The organism is Parablautia muri (assembly GCF_009917485.1).
Lineage (GTDB): Bacteria > Bacillota > Clostridia > Lachnospirales > Lachnospiraceae > Suilimivivens > Suilimivivens muri.
On the sequence record NZ_QZDT01000001.1, the window covers coordinates 108,690 to 131,260 of the forward strand.

21 protein-coding genes and 1 tRNA gene are annotated in these 22,571 nt (G+C 43.3%); 17 read left to right on the top strand and 5 right to left on the bottom strand.

What is annotated here, in order from left to right; all coding sequences use genetic code 11:
* Nucleotides 1–51 precede the first annotated feature (51 nt).
* Nucleotides 52–2,175: a glycoside hydrolase family 13 protein gene (locus tag D5281_RS00480; protein WP_160558200.1), complete on the top strand. Its 2,124-nt coding sequence runs from the start codon at nucleotides 52–54 to the stop codon at nucleotides 2,173–2,175.
* The gene (locus D5281_RS00485; RefSeq protein WP_160558201.1) at nucleotides 2,172–2,396 is read left to right on the top strand and encodes a hypothetical protein; all 225 of its coding nucleotides are present in this window, start codon (nucleotides 2,172–2,174) and stop codon (nucleotides 2,394–2,396) included. Before D5281_RS00480 ends, D5281_RS00485 begins: the two co-directional genes overlap by 4 nt.
* Nucleotides 2,397–2,503: 107 nt before the next feature.
* Here D5281_RS00485 and nagA read toward each other — a convergent pair whose 3' ends face one another.
* Nucleotides 2,504–3,652 carry an N-acetylglucosamine-6-phosphate deacetylase gene (gene nagA, locus D5281_RS00490; RefSeq protein ID WP_160558202.1) on the bottom strand — a complete coding sequence of 383 codons (1,149 nt, stop codon included), beginning with the start codon at nucleotides 3,650–3,652 and terminating at the stop codon, nucleotides 2,504–2,506.
* Nucleotides 3,649–4,503: an NAD(+) diphosphatase gene (nudC, locus tag D5281_RS00495; RefSeq protein ID WP_160558203.1), complete on the bottom strand. Its 855-nt coding sequence runs from the start codon at nucleotides 4,501–4,503 to the stop codon at nucleotides 3,649–3,651. Before nudC ends, nagA begins: the two co-directional genes overlap by 4 nt.
* Before the next feature lie 148 nt (nucleotides 4,504–4,651).
* On the opposite strand from nudC, the gene prmA reads away from it, so the two are divergent.
* From prmA to thiI, 4 genes are all read left to right on the top strand, one after another.
* On the top strand, nucleotides 4,652–5,662 hold the full coding sequence (gene prmA / locus D5281_RS00500) for a 50S ribosomal protein L11 methyltransferase (RefSeq protein ID WP_160558204.1): 1,011 nt from the start codon (nucleotides 4,652–4,654) through the stop codon (nucleotides 5,660–5,662).
* A gap of 72 nt (nucleotides 5,663–5,734) precedes the next feature.
* A complete protein-coding gene (locus tag D5281_RS00505; RefSeq protein WP_160558205.1) occupies nucleotides 5,735–6,475 on the top strand; it encodes a 16S rRNA (uracil(1498)-N(3))-methyltransferase in 741 nt (246 codons plus the stop codon).
* A 134-nt stretch (nucleotides 6,476–6,609) separates the two neighbouring features.
* Nucleotides 6,610–7,764: a cysteine desulfurase family protein gene (locus D5281_RS00510; RefSeq protein ID WP_160558206.1), complete on the top strand. Its 1,155-nt coding sequence runs from the start codon at nucleotides 6,610–6,612 to the stop codon at nucleotides 7,762–7,764.
* Nucleotides 7,765–7,986: 222 nt separating this feature from the next.
* Nucleotides 7,987–9,171: a tRNA uracil 4-sulfurtransferase ThiI gene (gene thiI / locus D5281_RS00515; protein ID WP_160558207.1), complete on the top strand. Its 1,185-nt coding sequence runs from the start codon at nucleotides 7,987–7,989 to the stop codon at nucleotides 9,169–9,171.
* Nucleotides 9,172–9,330: 159 nt separating this feature from the next.
* Here the strand turns inward: thiI and D5281_RS00520 are convergent, their stop codons facing one another.
* Nucleotides 9,331–9,561, bottom strand: a complete 231-nt coding sequence (locus D5281_RS00520; RefSeq protein WP_160558208.1) for an HPr family phosphocarrier protein — start codon at nucleotides 9,559–9,561, stop codon at nucleotides 9,331–9,333.
* A 100-nt stretch (nucleotides 9,562–9,661) separates the two neighbouring features.
* On the opposite strand from D5281_RS00520, the gene mtaB reads away from it, so the two are divergent.
* The 10 genes from mtaB (at nucleotide 9,662) to D5281_RS00570 (ending at nucleotide 19,130) form a co-directional block, all read left to right on the top strand.
* Nucleotides 9,662–11,035, top strand: coding sequence for a tRNA (N(6)-L-threonylcarbamoyladenosine(37)-C(2))-methylthiotransferase MtaB (mtaB, locus tag D5281_RS00525; protein ID WP_160558209.1), 1,374 nt, complete (start codon nucleotides 9,662–9,664; stop codon nucleotides 11,033–11,035).
* A 62-nt stretch (nucleotides 11,036–11,097) separates the two neighbouring features.
* Nucleotides 11,098–11,358: an IreB family regulatory phosphoprotein gene (locus tag D5281_RS00530; RefSeq protein ID WP_160558210.1), complete on the top strand. Its 261-nt coding sequence runs from the start codon at nucleotides 11,098–11,100 to the stop codon at nucleotides 11,356–11,358.
* Nucleotides 11,359–11,391: 33 nt separating this feature from the next.
* Nucleotides 11,392–11,814, top strand: coding sequence for a Holliday junction resolvase RuvX (gene ruvX / locus D5281_RS00535; RefSeq protein ID WP_160558462.1), 423 nt, complete (start codon nucleotides 11,392–11,394; stop codon nucleotides 11,812–11,814).
* Nucleotides 11,815–12,069 (top strand): DUF1292 domain-containing protein, encoded by a 255-nt coding sequence (locus D5281_RS00540; protein ID WP_160558211.1) that lies wholly within the window; start codon nucleotides 11,815–11,817, stop codon nucleotides 12,067–12,069.
* A gap of 259 nt (nucleotides 12,070–12,328) precedes the next feature.
* The gene (locus D5281_RS00545; RefSeq protein ID WP_160558212.1) at nucleotides 12,329–14,002 is read left to right on the top strand and encodes a ribonuclease J; all 1,674 of its coding nucleotides are present in this window, start codon (nucleotides 12,329–12,331) and stop codon (nucleotides 14,000–14,002) included.
* Nucleotides 14,003–14,015: 13 nt separating this feature from the next.
* On the top strand, nucleotides 14,016–14,348 hold the full coding sequence (locus D5281_RS00550) for a YlbF family regulator (protein ID WP_160558213.1): 333 nt from the start codon (nucleotides 14,016–14,018) through the stop codon (nucleotides 14,346–14,348).
* A 45-nt stretch (nucleotides 14,349–14,393) separates the two neighbouring features.
* Entirely contained in the window at nucleotides 14,394–14,906 is a 513-nt protein-coding gene (locus D5281_RS00555; protein ID WP_160558214.1) for an endolytic transglycosylase MltG, read from the top strand.
* The gene (locus tag D5281_RS00560) at nucleotides 14,875–15,558 is read left to right on the top strand and encodes an O-methyltransferase (protein ID WP_330584720.1); all 684 of its coding nucleotides are present in this window, start codon (nucleotides 14,875–14,877) and stop codon (nucleotides 15,556–15,558) included. The genes D5281_RS00555 and D5281_RS00560 overlap by 32 nt, the downstream gene beginning before the upstream one ends.
* A complete protein-coding gene (locus D5281_RS00565) occupies nucleotides 15,545–16,777 on the top strand; it encodes a peptidase U32 family protein (protein ID WP_160558215.1) in 1,233 nt (410 codons plus the stop codon). The genes D5281_RS00560 and D5281_RS00565 overlap by 14 nt, the downstream gene beginning before the upstream one ends.
* 241 nt (nucleotides 16,778–17,018) lie before the next feature.
* Nucleotides 17,019–19,130, top strand: coding sequence for a glutamine synthetase III family protein (locus D5281_RS00570; RefSeq protein WP_160558216.1), 2,112 nt, complete (start codon nucleotides 17,019–17,021; stop codon nucleotides 19,128–19,130).
* A 74-nt stretch (nucleotides 19,131–19,204) separates the two neighbouring features.
* On the opposite strand, the gene D5281_RS00575 is transcribed toward D5281_RS00570, so the two are convergent.
* Nucleotides 19,205–19,876: a DUF1905 domain-containing protein gene (locus D5281_RS00575; protein WP_160558217.1), complete on the bottom strand. Its 672-nt coding sequence runs from the start codon at nucleotides 19,874–19,876 to the stop codon at nucleotides 19,205–19,207.
* A 220-nt stretch (nucleotides 19,877–20,096) separates the two neighbouring features.
* Between D5281_RS00575 and D5281_RS00580 the strand changes: the two genes are divergently transcribed.
* Nucleotides 20,097–20,168, top strand: a tRNA-Gln gene (locus tag D5281_RS00580).
* A gap of 203 nt (nucleotides 20,169–20,371) precedes the next feature.
* Here D5281_RS00580 and D5281_RS00585 read toward each other — a convergent pair.
* A complete protein-coding gene (locus D5281_RS00585; RefSeq protein ID WP_160558218.1) occupies nucleotides 20,372–22,564 on the bottom strand; it encodes a TIR domain-containing protein in 2,193 nt (730 codons plus the stop codon).
* Between the last annotated feature and the right edge of the window lie 7 nt (nucleotides 22,565–22,571).

The window sequence follows — 22,571 nt, forward strand, 5'->3', positions numbered from 1 at the left end:
AATAGTGTATTATAAAGTGTGCATAATATTCAAAGGAGTGGATCTAACGGTATGGATTTTGAGCGATTGGTAAGAGCGGAGAAGAACAGGCAGTATATATCAGGTATGCGGCCTGTTTTTAATCGGAAGGCTTTGTTTAGTGATACAACGGAGGATTATTTGTCTCCGTCAGAACCTAGTCCTTATTCGCAGGTTACAATCAGGTTTCGAGCAGATTTAAACAATATAGATAGAGTTTTTTTGGTAAACCGTGGTATTAAGCATCTGATGCTAAAAGAAAGCTGTGATGGTAATTTTGATTTTTTTGCCTGCCAGGTGGAAGTGGAGGATGAGGAATTTTCTTATCACTTTGAAGTGCAGGTAGGCAAGATAAAATGTATATATGATGCCAGAGGTGTGGCAAAAGAGGCCGTGCCAGAGTATGCTTTTCGGATCATTCCAGGGTTTAAGACGCCGAAGTGGGCAAAGGGAGCGGTTATATACCAGATCTATGTGGATCGTTTTTATAATGGGGATCCCACAAATGATGTTCTTACTTCTGAATATGAATATATTGGAGATAAGACTGTGAAGGTGGAGGATTGGGACAAATACCCGGCTGTAATGGGGGTCCGTGAATTTTACGGCGGCGACCTTCAGGGGGTTCTTGATAAAATGGATTATTTGCAGGAACTTGGAATAAATGTGATTTATTTTAATCCTCTGTTTGTTTCACCCTCCAATCATAAATATGATATACAGGATTATGATTATATCGATCCTCATATTGGGAAGATTGTCAGCGATGAGGGCGAGCTGCTTCCTGACTGGTGCAGGGAGAACCGGCTTGCATCCAGGTATATTGACAGGGTTACCAACAAAAAGAATTTGGAGGCAAGCAATGAACTGTTTGCTGAAGTAGTCAAGGAGGCTCACAGGCGAGGGATAAGGGTAATTCTTGATGGCGTGTTTAACCACTGTGGCTCCTTTAATAAGTGGATGGACAGGGAAAGAATATATGAGAATGCAGAGGGGTATGAAAAGGGAGCGCATATCTGTAAGGAAAGTCCTTATAACGGATACTTTCAATTCTATAATGAAAATGTATGGCCTTATAATGGAAGCTATGACGGATGGTGGGGACATGATACTCTGCCAAAGCTGAATTATGAAATGTCGAAGGAATTGTTTGATTATATTATGCATGTGGCTGCAAAATGGGTTTCTCCTCCTTATAATGCAGACGGATGGCGTTTGGATGTGGCGGCAGATTTAGGTCACAGTCCTGAATTTAACCATTATTTCTGGCAGGAATTCAGAAAGGCTGTCAGGCAGGCAAATCCTGATGCCATCGTGCTGGCAGAGCATTATGGTAATCCCAGGGAATGGTTAAATGGCAAGGAATGGGATACGGTTATGAACTATGATGCGTTCATGGAGCCAGTAACCTGGTTTTTGACAGGTATGCAGAAGCACAGTGACGATTATAGAGGAGATATGTTTGGAAATGCCGATCATTTTATGGGATCCATGCGGCATTATATGGCCAGCTTCACTACGCCGTCCCTTCAGATTGCAATGAACGAGCTCTCCAATCATGACCATTCCAGATTCCTGACAAGAACCAACAAGAAGGTGGGCAGAACGAATACATTAGGCGCACAGGCGGCTGATGAGGGGGTAAATAAGGCGGTTTTGCGCGAAGCGGTGGTGATTCAGATGACCTGGCCGGGGGCGCCTACTATATATTATGGGGATGAGGCAGGTGTGTGTGGCTTTACTGACCCGGACAGTAGGCGGACTTATCCCTGGGGGCATGAGGATCAGGAATTGATACAGTTTCATAAGGAAATGATTCGCATTCATAAGGAAAATCAGGAAATATGTACCGGGTCCTTGAAATATATAGATGGAGACTATAACATATTAGGTTATGGAAGATTTAACAGAAAAGAGGTTATTGTTGTGTTGGTAAACAACAATGATCATGAGGCGACAAGGGAGTTTTCAGTCTGGCATTTGGGAATCCCTAAAGAAAGTGTGATGAAGCGCCTGATGCTTACTACGGAGGAAGGTTATACCACAGAGACTTATGAATATCCTGTAACAGCAGGAAAAATGAATATAACTCTTCCTAAAACTTCAGCGATTGTGCTTAAGTATAATAGAAAATTTAGAGGGAAGGCTGATAAATGAAAAGGAAGGCAGTATCAGCAGTAATTTTTATTTTGAGTTTGGCGGTTTTTTTGATATCCGGGCAGTTGTTTTGGAATATGGGGGTATTTGTGGATGAATATAATACAACGCCGAGCGCGGTGTGTGGCGGTGAGTTCTGGCTTTTAATGGATTGGGCGCGGCTTTTGGCCTCAGGGATGCTAGTGTTGCTTTCGGGAATGGCATTTTTTCGAAAAAAATAAGAAGTCTATGGCCTTGTGTGTACAATGTATATATGTAATAAAAATGAGGAGGCAACAATCTAAGTTGGTGGATGGCTGCCTCCAGTTTATGAAATAATGAGCCTGGATTAAAGCATTGCGGCTCCGCGGCAGTAGGTTTGGGTGACATCGTAGTTGTCTTCTAAAACTACGATATCGGCATCAAAGCCTGAGGTAAGTCTTCCCTTACGGCTGTCTATGTGGAGCATTCGGGCGGGGTTGATGGTACAGGAATTTAGTGCAGCATCGAAAGGTATCATAGCGTCCTCCACAAGAATTTTCAGCCCTTTGTTCATGTTTAAGGTGCTTCCGGCAATGGTGTTTGTGCCTTTTAATCTGGCAAGGCCATCCTTACCGACCTCGTATGGGTGACCGCCAAGTTCGTAGTGATTTCCGGGAGGGCAATGCTTTGCCTGCAAAGAATCGCTAATCATAATGGTATAATCTTTTCCTTTGGCTGTGTAAAAATTGTTTAGGGCGGCCAAATGAGAATGGCGGCCATCGCAAATGATTTCCCCATAGATTTCGCGTACTCTTAAAGCAGTTCCTACAAGACCGGGTTCACGGTGGTGGTAGCCGGTCATTCCATTGTATACATGGGTCATGCTCATTGCGCCGTTTGCAATTCCCATAAGGGCCGTCTCATAATTTGAAGAAGAATGTCCCATGCTTACAATGACACCATTCTGACTACAAAATTTTGTCAGTGCAAAGTTCGGGTCATGCTCCGGCGCCAAAGTAATATATTTAATTCTGCCGCAAGCAGCTTTTTGATAGTTACAGAATTGCTCCACGGAAGGGGCGGCAATTGCTTCCGGCGCTTGTGCGCCTTTGTATTGCATATCCAGATAGGGGCCTTCAAAATGAATGCCTAAGATTTCAGAGCCTTCATACCCTTCTTGTGCCACTGCTGCAACATTGGCAAGCGCTGCGGTAAGAATGTGGGGCATTTGCGTGACCGTTGTGGGAAGTATTGCTGTCACACCCTCCTCGGAAATGTGCTTTAACCAATGGCGTAATCCTTCCGGGTTAGCATCATTGGTGTCAAAGCCATAGGCCCCATGGGTATGCACGTCAATGAAGCCTGGTACAATTCGCAAATGTCCATAGTCTTTATCTGTACTTGTCAGCATGTTTGTGCCCCAGGGATAAACGCTTTCGATTTTTTGTCCCTGAATGTTGAGTTGGGCTGGTATAAATTGTCCGCCAATCCATACCCTTTTACTTTGTATAATCATGATAATCCTCCATTCTTAAATAACATAATCATCTCTCTTGTAAGGCTTACGTGGTCATCTTCCAATGTAATTTCATTGGGGCTATACCATCCGGCTTCTGCAAGCTCATTGGTATCCAGGGTGATTTGGTCAGAGCCGTCAAGCTCACAAAAAAAACCCATAAGTAAGCTGTCAGAAAAGGCCCAGGGCTGGCTTTTATAATAGCGGATATTTTTTACCTTAAGGCCTACTTCCTCCATTACCTCTCTTTCCACTGTCTGCTCCACGCTTTCACCGATTTCCGTAAAGCCTGCAATCAGAGCATAATTCGCATAGGATCGCCCGGCATATTTACTCATTAAAAGCTTATTTCCGTTTAGAACGCCAACGATTACAGCCGGAGAAATTTTTGGATAAACTATATTATGGCAGTCAGGGCAAAAAAGCATTCTTTCTTTTTGGTCAGGAACCATTTTGTGTCCGCATCGGCCGCAAAATTGATTTGCCTGATACCAAATAAAAAGGTGGTGGGCCGTGATGCCTGCAAAAGCGCTGTGCCTTGAGTTGGCAGTGCGGAAAATACGTACATCTTCGTAATGATAATGTTCTAAAGAAAGGGGGATATCCTGTTTATTCTGTCCTGGTCCGGTGTTGGGGAATGCCAGAAAATATTTGTAATTGTCTATGGAAAATAAATAGTAATATGTATAAGGCAATCCGGCGATTTCCTTTAGCGTGGGGTAACGGAGCTTAACGTCTTTAAAACGTAAAAGAACCATATTTTTATGAAAAATCAGAATAAAATCATTTTCTGTTGGTTTTATATCATGATATTCATTATGATAGATTTTAGGATAAATGTCTTGTATCATGGAGAAGTCCTTTCATAATAGTTTGGCAGTAACAGTCCGCCTCCTTAAGAGAGGTTATTTTTGTATAGCATCAAAGTTATTTCTATGATAATATGTAAATATTCAGCAGTCAATGGGCTGGAATTGTTTATTGGAAAGGGCTTAGCTTATGAAGTGGATGAAGTTTCGTATAAAGACGATTACGGATGCAGAGGATATTATTATTAGTGCGCTGTATGATATAGGGCTTGAAGGCGCGCAGATTGAGGACAAGGTTCCACTTACGGCACTTGAGAAAGAGCAGATGTTTGTGGATATTTTGCCGGATGGGCCTGAAGATGATGGAATTGCTTATTTAAGCTTCTTCGTAGAGGAGAAGGATGGAGAACTTAAGGAGGATGGACAGCCAGGGCTCATTTTAAATGGGGAGGAGACTTCGGAAGAAGCTATTTTGGAATGTGTTAAAAGAGAGCTGGAAGATTTAAGATGTTTGATGGATATAGGAGAGGGTACGGTCAGCGTTGAGGAAACGGAGGATATTGACTGGATTAATAATTGGAAGCAATATTTCCATCAGTTTATGATAGACGATGTGCTGGTGATTCCTTCCTGGGAGGAGGTAAAGCCTGAGGATACAGGCAAAATGATTTTGCATATTGACCCAGGGACGGCTTTTGGAACTGGTATGCATGATACTACGCAGCTTTGCATCAAGGCGCTGCGCAAATTTATTACACCTGAAACAACACTTTTGGATGTTGGAACCGGAAGCGGTATTTTGGCAATTCTTTCTCTTATGTTTGGGGCAAAGAAGGCAGTGGGAACGGATCTTGACCCTTGTGCAGTGGATGCGGTTAGAGAAAATATGGAAGCAAATGGGATAGCCGCGGATGATTTTACTATGATGATTGGTAATATTATCACGGAAAAGGAAATACAGAATCAGGTAGGATACGAATGTTATGATATTGTAGTAGCCAATATTTTAGCTGAAGTGCTTTTGGCCTTGACACCGGTGATTGTTCACCAGCTGAAAAAGGGCGGCATTTATATTACATCAGGTATTATTGATGATAAGGAAGAAACAGTGGTCAGTGCGGTAAAAGCAGTAGGGCTTGAGGTGCTTGAGGTGAACTATCAGGGCGAATGGGTCAGTGTGGTAGCGCAAAAGAGCAGTTAATTATCATCCGGCAGTGGACGTAGGGGAACAAGGTCAGCTTGTCTGAACGATTACAACAGATAGGGCAGAAAGATGTATCAGTTTTTTGTAGAACCTGATCAGATTCAGGGAAATAAGGTAATTATAACAGGAAAAGACGTCAATCATATTAAAAATGTGTTACGTATGAAGGCAGAGGAAGAAATTTCCGTGAGCAACGGAGTAGATGGAAAAGAATACCGCTGTGGCATTAAGGAGCTTAAGGGAGAAGAAATTATTTGTGAGGTTCGCTTTATCAAGGAAGATGGAGTGGAGCTTCCTTCTAAAATATATCTTTTTCAGGGACTGCCGAAGGCAGATAAAATGGAGTGGATTATTCAAAAAGCAGTGGAATTAGGCGTGTATGAAATCATACCGATTGCGGTAAAGCGGGCTGTGGTGAAGCTGGATGAGCGCAAGGCTAAAAGCAAAGCTTTAAGGTGGCAGAAAATTGCCGAGGCGGCGGCCAAGCAAAGCAAAAGGGGGATTATTCCCAGGGTGCGGAATGTGATGAGCTTTCGAGAGGCTATAGACCATAGCCAGTGTGCGGATATTAGAATGATTCCCTATGAGCTTGCAGAAGGTATGGAAAGGACCAGGGAAGTGATTGGCAGTTTGCGGCCGGGGAAAGATGTGGCGGTTTTCATTGGACCGGAGGGAGGGTTTTCAACAGAGGAAATTGAGGATGCGATAAAGGCGGGGATCATGCCTGTTACATTGGGAAGGCGTATTTTGAGAACGGAAACCGCCGGCATGACAGTTCTCTCTATTATAATGTACCATTTGGAACAATAATCATATAGTAATAGTAGGATAAAAGAACGCTCTGTTCAGAAAGGCCATAGATTGAATCATCAAAGATTTTTCAGTCAAACAAATTTGTGCTGGCATCCAAACTTGCGGGCTGCCGGCAAGAATGGAGGATTAATATGGAGGTATATTTAGATAATTCGGCGACCACCAGAAGCTTTGATGAAGTAGCTGCCCTGATGACCCAGATTATGTGTGAAGACTATGGAAATCCCTCAAGTCTCCATAGAAAGGGCGTTGAGGCGGAGAAATATATACGTTATGCAAAGGATGTAATTGCCGAAAATTTAAAAGTAAATCAAAAAGAAATATTTTTTACTTCAGGAGGAACGGAATCCGATAATCTTGCACTGATGGGATGTGCTTATGCAAACTGCCGGAGTGGCCGGCATCTGATTACTACGCAGATTGAACATCCGGCGGTTCTTCAGACCATGAAGCATTTGGAGGAAGAAGGATTCAGGGTGACTTATCTGCCGGTAGATGAAAAAGGATGTATCCGTCTGGAAGATTTACAGCGTGCCATTACAGGAGAAACCATCCTGGTGTCCATCATGCATACCAACAATGAGGTGGGTTCTATGCAGCCTATTGCAGAAGCAGGGGCGCTTATTAAGGGGATAAATCCCAGAATATTGTTTCATGTGGATGCTGTACAAGGATATGGGAAGTGCAGGATATATCCCAAAAGGATGAAAATAGACCTATTGTCTGTCAGCGGGCATAAGATCCACGGGCCAAAAGGGGTTGGATTTTTGTATGTAGATGAAAAGGTGAAGATCAAGCCCATTGTTTTTGGTGGCGGACAGCAAAAGGGGATTCGTTCCGGTACAGAAAATGTTCCGGCGATTGCCGGGCTGGCAAAAGCGATAGAAATCATTTATAGTGATTTGGACCGGGAGGTAGAAAATCTTTACCGGTTAAAGAGGGCCTTTGTATCCGGCGTACAAAAGATAGATAACGTGATTGTAAACGGACATCCGAATGAAACAGGTGCACCGCATATTGTAAGTGTTTCCTTTCAGGGAGTGCGCAGCGAGGTGATTCTTCATGCGCTGGAGGATAAAGGGGTTTATGTTTCGGCAGGAAGCGCCTGCTCAGCCCGCAAGCCACAGCCTTCCGCAACGCTGCGAGCTATGGGAATCCATACGCAGCTGCTGGGCTCCACGATACGCTTTAGTTTTTCAGTTTTTACGACAATAGAAGAAATAAACTATACTTTGCAGATGTTGTATGATATAATTCCCATGCTTAGGAAATATACCAGACAATAGGGTGAAAAGAAGTTCTAAAGCTCACAGCAGAGGCTGTTTCGCTAAGAACTTCTAAATTTCACCCGGGAAAATGCCTAAAATACGGCATTTTTCATTCGGTTTTATATCGCTGCAAAGCAGCGACATGGAGGGTTACTGGAAGCATGGAGGATATAGCCCCGCAGCCGGCATTTGGCTGGTTTGCTGCGGGGTTATTCGATACCTTTCAAGAAAAGAGGAAATATGTTTAGTGTTTTTTTGATTAAATATGCGGAAATTGGTGTTAAGGGAAAGAATAAATATATATTTGAGGATGCGCTGGTTCATCAGGTTAAATATGCTCTTAGGAGATGTGAAGGCGAATTTAAGGTAACACGTACCGATGGAAGAATTTATGTGCACGCTCTGTCGGCGTTTGACTTTGAGGAAACGGTGGATAATTTAAAGACAGTGTTTGGCATTTCAGGTATCTGCCCGGTTGTCCATGCGGAGGATGAGGGCTATGAAAAACTTGCGGAAGCGCTTATCAATTATGTGGACAAGGTGTATGCCGATAAGAACATTACTTTTAAAGTCCATACAAGAAGGGCAAGAAAAAATTATCCCATGACCTCTATGGAGCTTAGCAGAGAGCTTGGAGGTGCAGTACTGGACGCTTTTCCTATGATGCGGGTGGATGTGCATGAGCCGGATGTGATGCTGCATGTGGAAATCCGTGAAAAAATTTATATTTATTCTATGGAAATACCAGGTCCAGGCGGTATGCCGGTAGGCAGTAATGGAAAAGCAATGCTTCTTTTGTCAGGGGGAATTGATTCGCCAGTGGCCGGATATATGATTGCCAAGCGCGGCGTTAAAATAGATGCGGTTTATTTTCATGCCCCTCCTTATACCAGTGACAGGGCAAAGCAGAAGGTGGTTGATTTGGCCAGGCTGGTTTCCCGTTATGCAGGAGCGGTTTATCTCCATACCATTAATTTTACGGATATTCAATTGTATATTTATGACAAATGCCCTCATGAGGAGCTTACCATCATTATGCGCAGGTATATGATGCGGATTGCGGAAATGCTGGCGGAAAAAAATGATTGTCTGGGACTGATTACAGGAGAGAGCATTGGCCAGGTGGCTTCCCAGACGGTACAGTCTTTAGCCGTGACCAATGAAGTGTGTACACTTCCTGTTTTTCGTCCTTTAATCGGTTTTGATAAGATGGAAATTGTGAATGTGGCGGAAAAGATTGGAACTTATGAAACATCTATTTTGCCATACGAGGATTGCTGTACTATTTTTGTGGCAAAGCATCCGGTGACAAAGCCCAATTTGAATGTGATTAAGCGTCACGAATTGAAATTAGGAGAAAAAATGGACGAGCTGGTGCGGAAGGCAATAGACACAGACGAGGTAGAAGTGGTAAGGTGGAAATAACGCTGTTACAGTTTCCTATGCCTTGGTCTGTGCATAAAAAGGAGCTGGCATATAAGCCAGCTCACGGTTTTAATTATGTATGTATGTTTCTGGCCGCATCATAAATTTACGGTTTATGATTACCTTCGCCTAAACCTGCAGGCGCGCTCCTTACGAGTATTAAATCATGTAAGGCTTTAAAGCTTCCAGAACAGCATCGATGTTATCTTCTGCATGGATATTCAAATCAATGGGTTTGGATAAATCCAGACTAAAGATACCCATAATAGATTTCGCATCAATTACATACCTGCCGGATACTAAATCAAAATCATAATCAAATTTTGAAATATCATTTACAAAAGATTTTACCTTATCAATTGAATTTAACGAAATTTGTACTGTTTTCATTTTATTTACCTCCTTTTCTTTCTATACCCTGTGTTATTATAGTAAAGGGTTGGGATAAAAAAGTCAATGATAAAACAATACAAAAAATATGGTGGTTAGAATGAAAAGTGTAGCATTTCACAACCTTGGATGCAAAGTAAACGGATATGAAATGGATTATATGCAACAGATCTTGCAGGAAAAGGGTTATAGGGTTGTACCATTTGATGAAAAGGCTGATATTTATATTGTAAATACATGTACGGTAACGAATATAGCGGACAGAAAAAGCAGACAGCTGCTTCACAGGGCGAAAAAAATGAATCCGGCGTCTGTGGTGGTGGCTGTGGGATGCTATGTGCAGGCAGGAGGGGAAGATACTTTAAAGGATGCGAGTATTGACCTTGCCATTGGAAATAACAAAAAGAAGGATTTGATCCCTATTCTTGAAGAATTTTTGTCAAATAAGGAAAAAGCAGAGCACAAAGAACAGGAGGAAGCTAAAGAGAATAAGACCCTGCAGGGCCGGACGATAATAGAGATTGGGCATACGGATGAATATGAAACTATGGTGCTGCACCGTACGGCGGAGCATACCAGGGCCTTTATCAAGGTGCAGGATGGGTGTAATCAGTTTTGCTCTTATTGTATCATTCCTTATGTGAGAGGGAGGATACGCAGCCGCAAGATAGAGGATATCTTAGATGAAGTAAGAAGACTTTCCAGGAACGGTTATAAGGAGGTGGTTCTTACAGGTATACATTTGAGTTCTTATGGCATGAAAAGTGGAAATGATTTTACCATGAGTAAATTACTATGGCTGATACAGTGTCTGCAGCAGGAGGAAGGCATAGAGAGGATTCGCTTAGGTTCATTGGAGCCGAGAATAATTACGGAAGAATTTGTAAAAGGGCTTTTTGAATGTTCCAAGATTTGCCCCCATTTTCACCTTTCTCTGCAAAGCGGCTGTGATGAGGTGCTCGAGAGAATGAATAGAAAGTATTCCACAAAGGAATACTATGAAAAAGTGTGTATTTTAAGAAAATACTTTGATGAACCGGCTATTACCACGGATGTGATTGTGGGATTTCCGGGTGAAGCATGGGAGGACTTTGAAAAGACAAAGGAGTTTTTGCAAAAGGTTGGATTTTATGAGATGCATATTTTCAAATACTCGAAAAGGAAAGGGACGCCGGCGGCCGTTATGGATAAGCAGATTTCGGAAGGAGAGAAGGCCCTTCGCAGCAATACGCTTTTAGAGCTTGAAAAGAAAATGTCACAAGCATACAGAAAAATGTATTTACATAAGCAGGCAGAAGTGCTGTTTGAGGAAGAAAGAAGGATAAACGGTAGAAATTATCAGATTGGTCATACAAGAGAGTACATTCGCGCAGCCTATGAAACAGAAGAAAATCTTTCGGGCCAGATACGAAAAGGCATGCTTACGGACTTCCTTATGTCAGATATTTTGCTGTTTCAGCCGCAAATACATTGAATTTTATGATAAAAAGGAGTAAGATAAGAGCGAGTGAATGTTGATATTAAGGGGTGTTACTTATGCAGGATTTAGGAAATACACAATTTTTTAAAGTAGAGACAGATAATACAAGCGTAAAAGAAATACTTGCAGATGTATACGCAGCGCTGACCGAGAAGGGGTATAATCCTGTTAATCAGATTGTGGGGTATATTATGTCGGGAGACCCCACATACATCACCAGCTACAAAAATGCCAGAAGCATGATTATGAAGGTAGAGCGGGACGAGCTGGTGGAAGAAATGCTGACGGAGTATATTAAAAGCAGTCATTGGAAATAGAACATGGCCAATAAAACAGAAAGCAGTAAAAATATGCGGATTATGGGTTTGGACTTTGGGGCAAAAACGGTAGGCGTGGCAATCAGTGACCAACTGCTGATTACAGCCCAGGGAATAGAAATTATCAGAAGAAAAGAAGAAAATAAATTACGCCAGACACTGGCAAGAATAGAGGAACTGATTGAGGAATATCAGGTGGAAGAAATGGTTTTAGGGCTGCCCAAAAACATGAACGATACATTAGGGCCAAGGGTAGAAGCAACCCTTGCATTTAAGGACAAGCTGGAGCGGCGCACAGGACTGCCGGTACATACATGGGATGAAAGACTTACCACTGTTGCCGCTGACAAGGCAATGATAGAGGCTGGAATACGAAGAGAAAACCGCAAAGAATATGTGGATAAAATTGCGGCTGTGCTTATTTTACAGGGATTTTTAGATTGTAGGAGAAGATAATTGGAAAAGATTAAATTTACACTTGACACCGGGGAAAGTGTGGAGTTTTATATTTTAGAGCAGACAAAGCTGGGCGGAAATCAATATATTCTGGTGACAGATACCCAGAAAGGGGATGGAGAAGCTCTCATATTAAAAGAGATTACAGAGCAAGAAACCGGGGAAAGTATCTATGAAATCGTAGAGGATGACACGGAGATGTCCGCTGTTGCGGAGGTATTTGAAAATCTTCTTGAGGACATTGAGCTTAAGTAAGCTATCAATACAATGTGGAAAAGAGCGAATAGCCGAGAGATTTTGTGTAAGTAAAACAGACTGTCCATAGATAAGGCGGCAGTTGTTTATAGAAAATACAGTGCCCTTGCCAAGGCAACCTGTTTCTTTCGTAAACAATGAATTAAGTGCGTGTGACAATTCGGAAAAGGATAAAATCAGGTTACACGAGTGGTAAATTTTGTTTAGGTTATAACGGGAAGCTGCGCAGGTGCTGAAAAGAAAGTTGAGGTAAATCTGATTGAAAAAAAATGAACAGAAAAGCAGCTTAGCGCTGAAGGTCATTCCGCTTGGTGGCCTTGAGCAGATTGGCATGAACATTACTGCCTTTGAGTACGAAGACAGTATTATTGTTGTGGACTGCGGTCTTTCTTTCCCAGAAGACGATATGCTGGGAATTGATCTGGTCATACCTGATGTGACCTACCTAAAAAACAATATTGAGCGGGTAAAGGGCTTCATCATTACACATGGCCATGAGGATCATATTGGTGCGTTACCCTATGTGCTGCGAGAGGTGAACGTTCCCATTTATGCAACCAAGCTGACCATGGGAATTATTGAAAACAAGCTAAAAGAGCATAATCTTACAAACAATACAAAAAGAAAAGTAGTAAAATTCGGACAGTCTATAAATCTTGGACAGTTTCGGATTGAATTCATTAAAACAAATCATAGCATTGTGGATGCCGCGGCGCTGGCTATTTATTCCCCGGCAGGTATTGTGGTGCATACGGGAGATTTTAAGGTAGACTACACGCCGGTGTTTGGTGATGCTATTGACCTGCAGCGTTTTGCTGAAATCGGTAAAAAGGGCGTGCTTGCGCTTATGTGTGATTCCACTAATGCGGAGCGGGCAGGCTTTACGTCCTCGGAACGCACAGTAGGGAGAACCTTTGATATCCTTTTCCAGGAGCATAAAAACACCCGCATTATTATCGCGACCTTTGCCTCTAATGTGGACAGGGTGCAGCAGATTATCAATACTGCTTATAAATTTGGCCGCAAGGTGGTGGTTGAGGGCCGCAGTATGGTGAGCGTGATTGAAACGGCTACTAATTTAGGATATCTGAGTATTCCGGAAAATACATTAATTGATATTGAGCAGCTTAAAAATTATCCGGATGAGAAAACGGTCATTATCACAACAGGAAGTCAGGGGGAAAGCATGGCAGCCTTGAGCCGTATGGCAGGGGACAATCATAGAAAAATTTCTATTGGGCCTACAGATACTGTAATTTTTTCCTCACATCCAATTCCGGGGAATGAAAAGGCGGTTACGAATGTGATCAATGAGCTGTTGCTAAAGGGTGCGGATGTTATTTTTCAGGATGTTCATGTCTCAGGCCATGCCTGCCAGGAGGAAATCAAGCTGATTTATACTTTGGTACGGCCCAAATACGCGGTTCCTATCCATGGGGAATATAAGCATTTAAAGGCACAGGCTAAAATAGCCAAAGAGCTTGGCATTTCCAAGGAAAATATTTTTATACTACAGTCCGGCGATGTGCTGGAGCTTACCGAGGAAAAGGCGCAGGTTACCGGAAAGGTGCCGGTAGGTGATATTCTGGTAGATGGACTGGGAGTGGGCGATGTTGGGAATATTGTGCTCAGAGACAGGCAGCATCTGGCGGAGGACGGTATCATGATTGTGGTACTTGGGCTGGATGGGGCAAGCGATGAATTGGTAAGCGGGCCTGACATTGTGTCCAGAGGGTTTGTGTATGTAAGGGAATCTGATGAACTGATGGAGGAAGCCAGAATTGTGGTAAATGAGGCGGTGGACAGCTGCCTGAGCAGGGGGATTTCTGATTGGGGCAAATTAAAAAGCTCCATTAAGGATGCCTTGGGCGACTATGTATGGAAAAAAACGAAGCGCCGTCCCATGATTCTGCCTATTATAATGGAGATATAAGGAGAAAATAATCATGCTGGATAGTCATATGGATGCGGCTGTGGAATGGTTTGTTAATTCGATTAAAAATACGGAAACCTACAGAAGGTATCGTTATCAGCTTGAAAAGATAAAGGAAGATCCTGAGGTTTACGAGAAGGTCAATGAGTTCCGGCGGCGAAACTATGAGATTCAAAATACGGCCCAGGTAGATGAGCTGTTTGAAAAAATGGAAGCCTTTGAACGGGAATATGAAAAATTCAGGGAAAATCCATTGGTAAATGATTTTCTGCGTGCGGAATTAGCATTTTGCCGGTTGATGCAGGAGGTTGATATAGCGATTGCGGATGAACTGGATTTTGAGTAGTTTATTTCCCGGGATCTTTAAGGCACAGGAAGGGATGATTGTTTTATGAGTACAAAATATTTAATAGCTACAGTGATAGAAACCATAATTAAGGTGGTGGTTATTGCTGCGGTTATCGTTTTTGTCTTTCGTAGCGCTACACAGGCGTACGAGTTTGGATATCGGGTGTTTGCAGACCAGCCTGTGTCAGCCTCGGGAGGAAGAACGATTACGGTGAGCATAGAGGAATCTGCTTCACTAAAGGAAATTGCTCAGATGCTGGAAGAAAGAGGATTAATTGAAGATGCAAATTTGTTCATAGTGCAAGAGCTTCTTTCCGCCTATCATGGAAAAATTGTTCCTGGTATTTATGATTTAAGCACAGATATGACAGCAAGCCAGATGCTGGAAATTATGGCTACCCCTGTATCGGAGGAAGATAAGGCAACAGGAAACACACCTACACCTGTGGCAGCAGATTCTGAGGAGGAGGATGTAGAGGCAGACGAAGAAGGCGTCAGCGCTGATGGGGAGGAGGTGCCCCGGGATGGAGCTGAGCAGCCTGAAGATGGAGAATAGAGTCAGCGCTTTTATCAATTCCTTTGATGTGGGCAATACCCCTTTTTTAAACGAATTGGAAGAGTATGCTGTTGAAACAAATGTGCCGATTATACGACCGGAGATGCAGAGCCTTTTGAAGCTTTTACTTGCGATGAAGGAACCAAAACAGATTCTTGAGGTGGGGACTGCGATTGGTTTTTCGGCGATTCTCATGAGTGAATATGGGCCGAAGGATTGTCAGATTACAACGATTGAGAAATACGAAAAAAGAATCCCACTTGCCAGAGAAAATTTTAAGAAGGCGGGAAAAGAGAAAGCAATCACATTGTTAGAGGGTGATGCTACAGAATTATTGACCAGGCTTATAGGACCTTATGACTTTATTTTCATGGATGCCGCTAAGGGGCAGTATATTCATTTTCTGCCGGATATTCTGCGGCTTATGCCTGCCGGAGGACTGCTTATATCTGATAATGTGTTACAGGAAGGGGAGGTAATGGAGTCCCGGTTTGCAGTTACCAGAAGAGATCGCACCATCCACGGAAGGATGCGGGAATACCTTTATGAATTAAAACATAATGAACAGCTTGAGACGGCCATTTTGCCTGTAGGAGATGGCGTGACAGTGAGTGTTAAGAAAAATAGGGTGATATATAATGCGGAAACCTGAACTTTTGATACCTGCCAGTTCTCTGGAGGTTTTGAAAACAGCAGTTCGCTTTGGGGCGGATGCTGTATACATAGGAGGAGAGGCCTTTGGGCTTCGGGCCAAGGCTAAGAATTTCTCGTTGGATGAGATGAGGGAAGGAATTGAATTTGCGCATGCTCATGGTGTGCGGGTGCATGTAACGGCGAATATATTGGCGCATAATGGAGACCTTGAAGGGGCAGCAGGTTATTTTCATGAATTAAAGGAAATGAAGCCGGATGCTCTTATTATTGCGGATCCCGGGATGTTTACTTTGGCCCGGGAAATATGTCCGGAAGTGGATATCCATATTTCAACACAGGCTAATAATACAAATTATATGACTTATCTGTTCTGGCATAAACTGGGAGCTAAGAGAGTGGTTTGTGCAAGGGAGCTTTCCTTAAGCGAGATAAAAGAAATCCGCCGTAAAATACCGGAAGATATGGAGATAGAAAGCTTTATCCATGGCGCTATGTGTATTTCTTATTCGGGAAGATGCCTGCTTAGCAATTATTTTGTGGGAAGGGATGCAAACCAGGGAGCCTGTACCCATCCATGCAGGTGGAAGTATGCGGTAGTGGAGGAAAAGCGTCCGGGGGAATATCTACCGGTTTACGAAAATGAGAGGGGAACTTATATTTTTAATTCCAAGGATTTGTGCATGGTAGAGTATATTCCTGAATTGCTGGATGCAGGGATTGATAGTTTTAAAATAGAAGGAAGGATGAAAAATGCGCTGTATGTGGCTACAGTGGCAAGAACTTATAGAAAAGCAATTGATGATTACCTTGAATCAAAGGAGAAATACCGAGCGAATATGGACTGGTATAAGCAGGAAATTGCAAAATGTACTTATCGCCAGTTTTCTACCGGATTTTACTTTGGTAAGCCGGATGAAAGCACACAGATTTATGATAATAATACTTATATAAGCGAGTATATTTACCTTGGTATAATTGAAGAGTTGTCTGAAACAGGATTGGCCAGGATAGAGCAGAAAAATAAGTTCAGCGTGGGAGATGATATAGAGATTATGAAGCCGGATGGAAGAAATGTATCGGCCCAAGTGTTGTCTTTGATGACAGTGGAGGGAGAACTGGTTGCAAGCGCGCCTCATGCCAGAGAAATTTTGTGGGTTGGGCTCAGTGAGCGGCCGGATCGGCATGACATTTTAAGGATTCGGAAAAATCCTGAATGAATCGGCCTGCAAAAGTGAAGCGTTTGATAAACTACCTTATACAATATGTCTATTGGGACTGTCGTATCAAATTTCTTTTTGGCCAAATCTGATAAAAATAAAATAGGGTATTGCAATTTTGTAAATTATCGTGTATCTTTAAGAACGAAGAAAATTTAAAGTAATGTTACGAACAAAGATGTTCCAAAAGTTTTTTGGGGCATTTTTTATTTGTGAGGAAACTACGAAAGGAAGTAGAAGGATGAGTGAAGTAATTAACGTTGAAGAGTTTTTTGCAAGCAAGGTATTCACGCGCGCTACAATGAAAGAAAGGTTACCTAAAAATGTTTACAGGGATGTTATCAGGGTAATGGAAAATGGCGGTGAGTTATCACTGGCAACAGCAGATGTTGTTGCAAAGGAGATGAAGGACTGGGCTGTGGAAAATGGTGCAACCCATTATACCCACTGGTTCCAGCCGTTGACAGGCATCACTGCTGAAAAGCATGATTCTTTCATTTCCCATCCTGATGAAAACGGCAAGATGCTCATGGAGTTTTCCGGTAAAGAGTTAATCAAGGGAGAACCGGATGCTTCTTCGTTTCCTTCAGGAGGCCTGAGGGCTACTTTTGAGGCAAGAGGGTATACAGCATGGGATATTACTTCACCTGCTTTTCTAAAAGAGGATGCGACCGGTGTAATTCTCTGCATTCCTACTGCATTTTATTCTTATAAAGGAGAGGCACTGGATAAAAAGACACCTTTGCTTCGTTCCATGGAAGCAATCAATGAACAGGCTTTGCGTATCGTAAGGCTCTTTGGAAATACTGAAGCTACCAAAGTAACAGCAAGCGTAGGACCGGAGCAAGAGTATTTTCTGGTAGATCGGGAGAAGTATTTAAAGAGAACCGACCTTATTTTCACAGGGCGTACTTTATTTGGCGCACCTGCACCAAAGGGTCAGGAGCTGGAAGATCACTATTTTGGAACCATACGGGAGCGTATTGGTGCTTATATGAAGGACTTAAACATTGAATTATGGAAGCTTGGTGTTACCGCAAAGACCCAGCATAATGAGGTGGCTCCCGCACAGCATGAGTTAGCATCCATATATGAAACGGCAAATATTGCAGTTGACCACAACCAGCTGGTTATGGAAACGATGAAAAAGGTTGCAGGCCGTCATGGACTTACTTGTCTGCTGCACGAAAAGCCTTTTGCAGGTGTAAACGGCTCCGGTAAGCACAATAACTGGTCGCTTGGGACGGATAGTGGTATGAATCTGTTAGATCCCGGTGATACACCCAATGAAAATATTCAGTTTTTACTTGTACTTGCATGTATTATCAAAGCGGTTGACACACATGCAGATCTGCTCCGCCAAAGTGCTTCCGATGTGGGCAATGACCATAGACTTGGCGCGAATGAAGCACCTCCGGCAATTATATCTGTATTCCTCGGGGAGCAGCTTGAGGATGTGGTAAAGCAGCTGGTTGAAACAGGTGAGGCTGCCCATGTATTGCAGGGTGGCAAGCTGGAAACCGGTGTTTCTACTCTGCCAGATTTCACAAAGGATGCAACAGACAGGAACAGGACATCACCGTTTGCTTTTACGGGAAATAAATTTGAGTTCCGTATGGTTGGTTCTTCGGATTCTATTGGAAGCCCAAATACGATTTTAAATGCTATCGTTGCGGAGGCTTTTTGCGAGGCGGCCGATATTCTTGAAAAAGCAGAAAATTTTGACCTGGCGGTGCATGATTTGATTAAAGAATATTTGACAAAACATCAGAGGATTATTTTTAACGGTAATGGATACTCAGAGGAGTGGGTAAAAGAGGCTGAAAGGAGAGGGCTTCCCAATATTAAATCCATGGTTGAGGCAGTGGATAGTCTTACAACGGATAAGGCAGTAAAACTCTTTGAAAAATTTGGTATTTTTACCAAGGCAGAGCTGGAGTCTCGTGAGGAGATTCTTTACGAAACCTATACAAAGACCATTAACATTGAAGCGCTTACCATGATTGATATGGCATCTAAGCAGATTATACCTGCTGTAATGAAATATACAAAATCTCTTGCAGATACTGTTATTGCGGTAAAAGAAGCAGGGGCGGATGCATCTGCCTGCGCTGATTTACTAAAGACCGTTTCCGGAAAACTTTCCTCTATGAAAACGGCTTTGGAAAAATTGGAGGACGCTTTGGCTAAGGCAGGTGATGTAAGTAATGTGAAGGAGCAAGCCTTCTATTATAAAGATATTGTAAAAACTGCAATGGATGAGCTGCGGGCGCCGGCTGATGAAGTTGAAATGATGGTAGATAAAGAAGTATGGCCTATTCCCACTTATGGGGATTTAATTTTCGAGGTGTAGTGTGAGTGTAAATTTCCCGAATAGTTAATAGAACTAAAATCCCCCGATATCTGCCGGGGGATTTTAGTTACAATTTATTCAACCTTTACTTCCAGATAACCAAGAAGCTTGCCCATATCATATTCGGGAATGATACCCAGATTGGAATCGTAGAATTTTCCATCATAGTGAACTAAATAATGGCAATAAAGCCCCATTTTTTCCATCATGATGCAGCATTTAGGGAGAGTAGCCGGCTTGCCTTCGGTATAAACAATAATATCACTGTGGTCAATTCCATAGTAATTTAAAGCGGAGATAACACGTCCCATAGTAGCCTGCCATTCACGGCAGTCCATAACGCTGATTACCTCGGCAATGGTAATGCCTGCCAGCATAGCAACGCAGGTCTGGCCACAAAGACCATCCTCAGGCTGAATGATAATGTCAATACCATCAATCTTGCGGATTGGATTGTCGAAGCTGTATGGGCTGTTCTGATTAATTTGAATCAAACTTTTTGTAATATGAAGAAGAATCTTGTGCTCTTTGGTGATGTCCACATGTGAAACATCATCTTCCTGCAAGTGAATTTTGTAGTTACCCTTTGCTTCAGGAATTAATTCACATTCAATAATTTTGTTGTCTAAAACCAATTCTGCTTCAATTACATCACGTTTTTTGCAGACTTCCCACACATTAAAGGGAATGCGGATTGTGTAAAGGTCATCCTCTTTTTCAATTTTGCCATTAAAAAAATACCTCATAAAAAACCCTCCTAATCAAAATACATATATGAGCATACATACACTTTAAAGATACCAGATTTTTGCTAAATTGAAAACATTTTTTTCCATAGGATGTGTAAATTGCTTAAAATAATTCAGGAAATTTAGAAAAATTCAGAATATATATTTTATAAAAAAATTTAAAATAATACTTGTCAAATGTAATATTATCGTGTATACTATTTTAAGTAATTGATATTGGGCTATCGCCAAACGGTAAGGCAACGGACTCTGACTCCGTCATTTCAAGGTTCGAATCCTTGTAGCCCAGCGAAAAATAATCCGGTAGAATGAATCTACCGGTTTTTTTTATGCCTGAAAATGCAGTGTTTATGCGGTTTTCTTAAAAATTATGTTATTGGATTTTAAAAATTTAATTCTAAACTGGGAAAAATATTTTCCTGAAGTTTCTCTCCTGACCCAATTTACATGTCCTATGGGACATGTAAATTGGGTCGGAATCTTTTGTACGAATCAGCTTATCTTTGTTCCACGATCCCATTTCTCGTTCACTACGGTTCCGTCTGCTTTGGTATAAACACCCTCGCCATTCTTCTCGCCATCTATGAATTCACCCTCGTAGGTGCTGCCGCCCTTATAGGTTATGATACCTTTCCCGTTGAATTTGCCATCCTTATATTCGCCCGTATATTTCGTGCCATCGTCCCAGGTTCTACTGCCCTGACCGCTGAAAACGTTGTCTGCAAATCCGCCCTCGTAGGTCCCGCCATCAGCATACTTCACACTACCCTGGCCGTTCAGTTTGTTATCCTTCCATTCGCCTGTCCAGACATTGCCATTGGTATCTGTAAAGGTTCCCTGGCCACTGCGAAGACCGTCTTTCCACTGACCTTCATAGACCCGTCCATTCGTATACTTCATGGTGCCTGTCCCGTTGGGTTTGCCGTCAGATACAGCTCCCGTGTAGACACCGTCATCCAGGGTGAGCGTTGCGTTCAGTTCGCCATCTACCCACGTTCCGCTCTCGATGGTGCCATCCGCATGTGTGTAGGTGCCCTGACCATTCCATTTATCATCTTTCCATTCGCCTTCATAGGTACTGCCGTTGGCGTATGTGGCGGTGCCCTGGCCGTTCAGTTTGTCATCCTTCCATTCGCCTGTCCAGACATTGCCATCGGCACCTGTATAGGTACCTTGGCCATCCCGTTTATCATCCTTCCATTCGCCCTCATAGGTACTGCCGCGGGCGTATGTGGCGATGCCCTGGCCGTTGAGTTTATCGTCCTTCCATTCACTTGTCCAGACGTTGCCATCGGCATCTGTATAGGTACCTTGACCATCCCGTAGGCCATCCTTATGTTCACCCTCATAGACCGCACCATTGGCATGTGTATAGGTGCCCTGGCCATTGGGCAGGCCGTCCTTCCATTCACCCTCATAGACATTTCCGTTGGCATATGTGGTTGTGCCTTGGCCATTGGGTAGACTGTCTTTCCATTCACCCTCATAGACATCCCCGTTGGCGTATGTGGCGGTGCCCTTACCATTGAGTACGCCGTCCTTCCATTCGCCTGTGTAAACGGTGCCATCACTTCCGGTCATGGTGCCCTGTCCCTCGGGCTGGTCCTTCTTCCATTCACCGGTGTAGGTGCCTGCGACTCCACCTGGAGTGGTATAAGTCATATCGGTGACGTTTTTCGCGCCGCCCAATATGACAAACAGCCCCACCAGCACTACCACTATAGCACAAGCAATGGCTCCCATGAGTTTGACATTCAGGGATCTTTTGGTCTTTGGCCCACTATCGCTGAAAGAAAAATCTGCTTTCGAATCCATTTCTACCGGCTGGACGGATGCAGTATCCGGCTGCCGTACCGATTCCAAATCCGATGCCTGCGCGGGGGCGGGCTCTGCCTGTTTCACCGGCGCCGGCTCTATTGTCTGCGCAGGGGCCGGCTCTGTCTGACGTATCGGCTCCGCCGTTTCTACAGGCACAGGCTTCGATGCAGGTTTCTGTGCCGGCTCAGTGGTCAACGCCTTATCGAACACGTTCCGACTGACAGATTTGATTGTCCTGCACACCGCTCCCAAATCGTTGATTGTCTTACGGTTGATGGATGCATCCCGAAAGAAATTGATAAATGCGTCTGAAATATCGTACTTGGACAGGGCGTCCTGCTCCAGCAGGGTGGACAGGCTGGTGTAGGCCGACTTCATGGCCCGCATGATATCGTTGGAGGTATTGTTGGTGTTGGTGGCGATGTTAGCGCCCTGGTTGATGATCTCATTTTTGGCCCCTCGTTCTATCACGGGCAGATCAGTGGTGTCTCCCAGCCGCAGTTGATCCTCCAGCGATACGAAAACGATCTGCTTGCGGTTGTTTACGGCAGTCAGCAACTCCAGAAAACAGGCGTAGCTTTCGATATAGCTTTGGCTGACGAAAGCCACAATCACGTTTGCCCCTCTCACATTGCGCAGCATGGGCACAATCCACTTATCATTTACCTTGTCAAAGGCCTTATCCGCATACACTCGAAGGCCGTACTGCCTCTGCATGGGCACCACAGCCGTTTTGAACACCGCCTCCCAGTTGTCGCTGGCGTAGCTGATAAATGCGTAGGGTTTGCGCTGGGAACACTCAGTGATCTCCAGATTCCTATCCAGATATTCTGAGCGTTCCTTCTTCTGCGTTTCGTTTAATCCCATTCTTCTA

Bases quoted from the DNA above. Each gene is read 5' to 3' on its own strand.
- D5281_RS00565 (WP_160558215.1), top strand. From the start codon at position 15,545: ATGCGGAAACCTGAACTTTTGATACCTGCCAGTTCTCTGGAGGTTTTG.
- thiI (WP_160558207.1), top strand. From the start codon at position 7,987: ATGTTTAGTGTTTTTTTGATTAAATATGCGGAAATTGGTGTTAAGGGA.
- D5281_RS00575 (WP_160558217.1), bottom strand. From the start codon at position 19,876: ATGAGGTATTTTTTTAATGGCAAAATTGAAAAAGAGGATGACCTTTAC.
- D5281_RS00555 (WP_160558214.1), top strand. From the start codon at position 14,394: ATGAGTACAAAATATTTAATAGCTACAGTGATAGAAACCATAATTAAG.
- D5281_RS00560 (WP_330584720.1), top strand. From the start codon at position 14,875: ATGGAGCTGAGCAGCCTGAAGATGGAGAATAGAGTCAGCGCTTTTATC.
- mtaB (WP_160558209.1), top strand. From the start codon at position 9,662: ATGAAAAGTGTAGCATTTCACAACCTTGGATGCAAAGTAAACGGATAT.
- D5281_RS00530 (WP_160558210.1), top strand. From the start codon at position 11,098: ATGCAGGATTTAGGAAATACACAATTTTTTAAAGTAGAGACAGATAAT.
- D5281_RS00480 (WP_160558200.1), top strand. From the start codon at position 52: ATGGATTTTGAGCGATTGGTAAGAGCGGAGAAGAACAGGCAGTATATA.
- D5281_RS00585 (WP_160558218.1), bottom strand. From the start codon at position 22,564: ATGGGATTAAACGAAACGCAGAAGAAGGAACGCTCAGAATATCTGGAT.
- D5281_RS00505 (WP_160558205.1), top strand. From the start codon at position 5,735: ATGTATCAGTTTTTTGTAGAACCTGATCAGATTCAGGGAAATAAGGTA.
- D5281_RS00520 (WP_160558208.1), bottom strand. From the start codon at position 9,561: ATGAAAACAGTACAAATTTCGTTAAATTCAATTGATAAGGTAAAATCT.
- D5281_RS00550 (WP_160558213.1), top strand. From the start codon at position 14,016: ATGCTGGATAGTCATATGGATGCGGCTGTGGAATGGTTTGTTAATTCG.
- D5281_RS00510 (WP_160558206.1), top strand. From the start codon at position 6,610: ATGGAGGTATATTTAGATAATTCGGCGACCACCAGAAGCTTTGATGAA.
- nudC (WP_160558203.1), bottom strand. From the start codon at position 4,503: ATGATACAAGACATTTATCCTAAAATCTATCATAATGAATATCATGAT.
- D5281_RS00485 (WP_160558201.1), top strand. From the start codon at position 2,172: ATGAAAAGGAAGGCAGTATCAGCAGTAATTTTTATTTTGAGTTTGGCG.
- ruvX (WP_160558462.1), top strand. From the start codon at position 11,392: ATGCGGATTATGGGTTTGGACTTTGGGGCAAAAACGGTAGGCGTGGCA.
- prmA (WP_160558204.1), top strand. From the start codon at position 4,652: ATGAAGTGGATGAAGTTTCGTATAAAGACGATTACGGATGCAGAGGAT.
- D5281_RS00570 (WP_160558216.1), top strand. From the start codon at position 17,019: ATGAGTGAAGTAATTAACGTTGAAGAGTTTTTTGCAAGCAAGGTATTC.
- nagA (WP_160558202.1), bottom strand. From the start codon at position 3,652: ATGATTATACAAAGTAAAAGGGTATGGATTGGCGGACAATTTATACCA.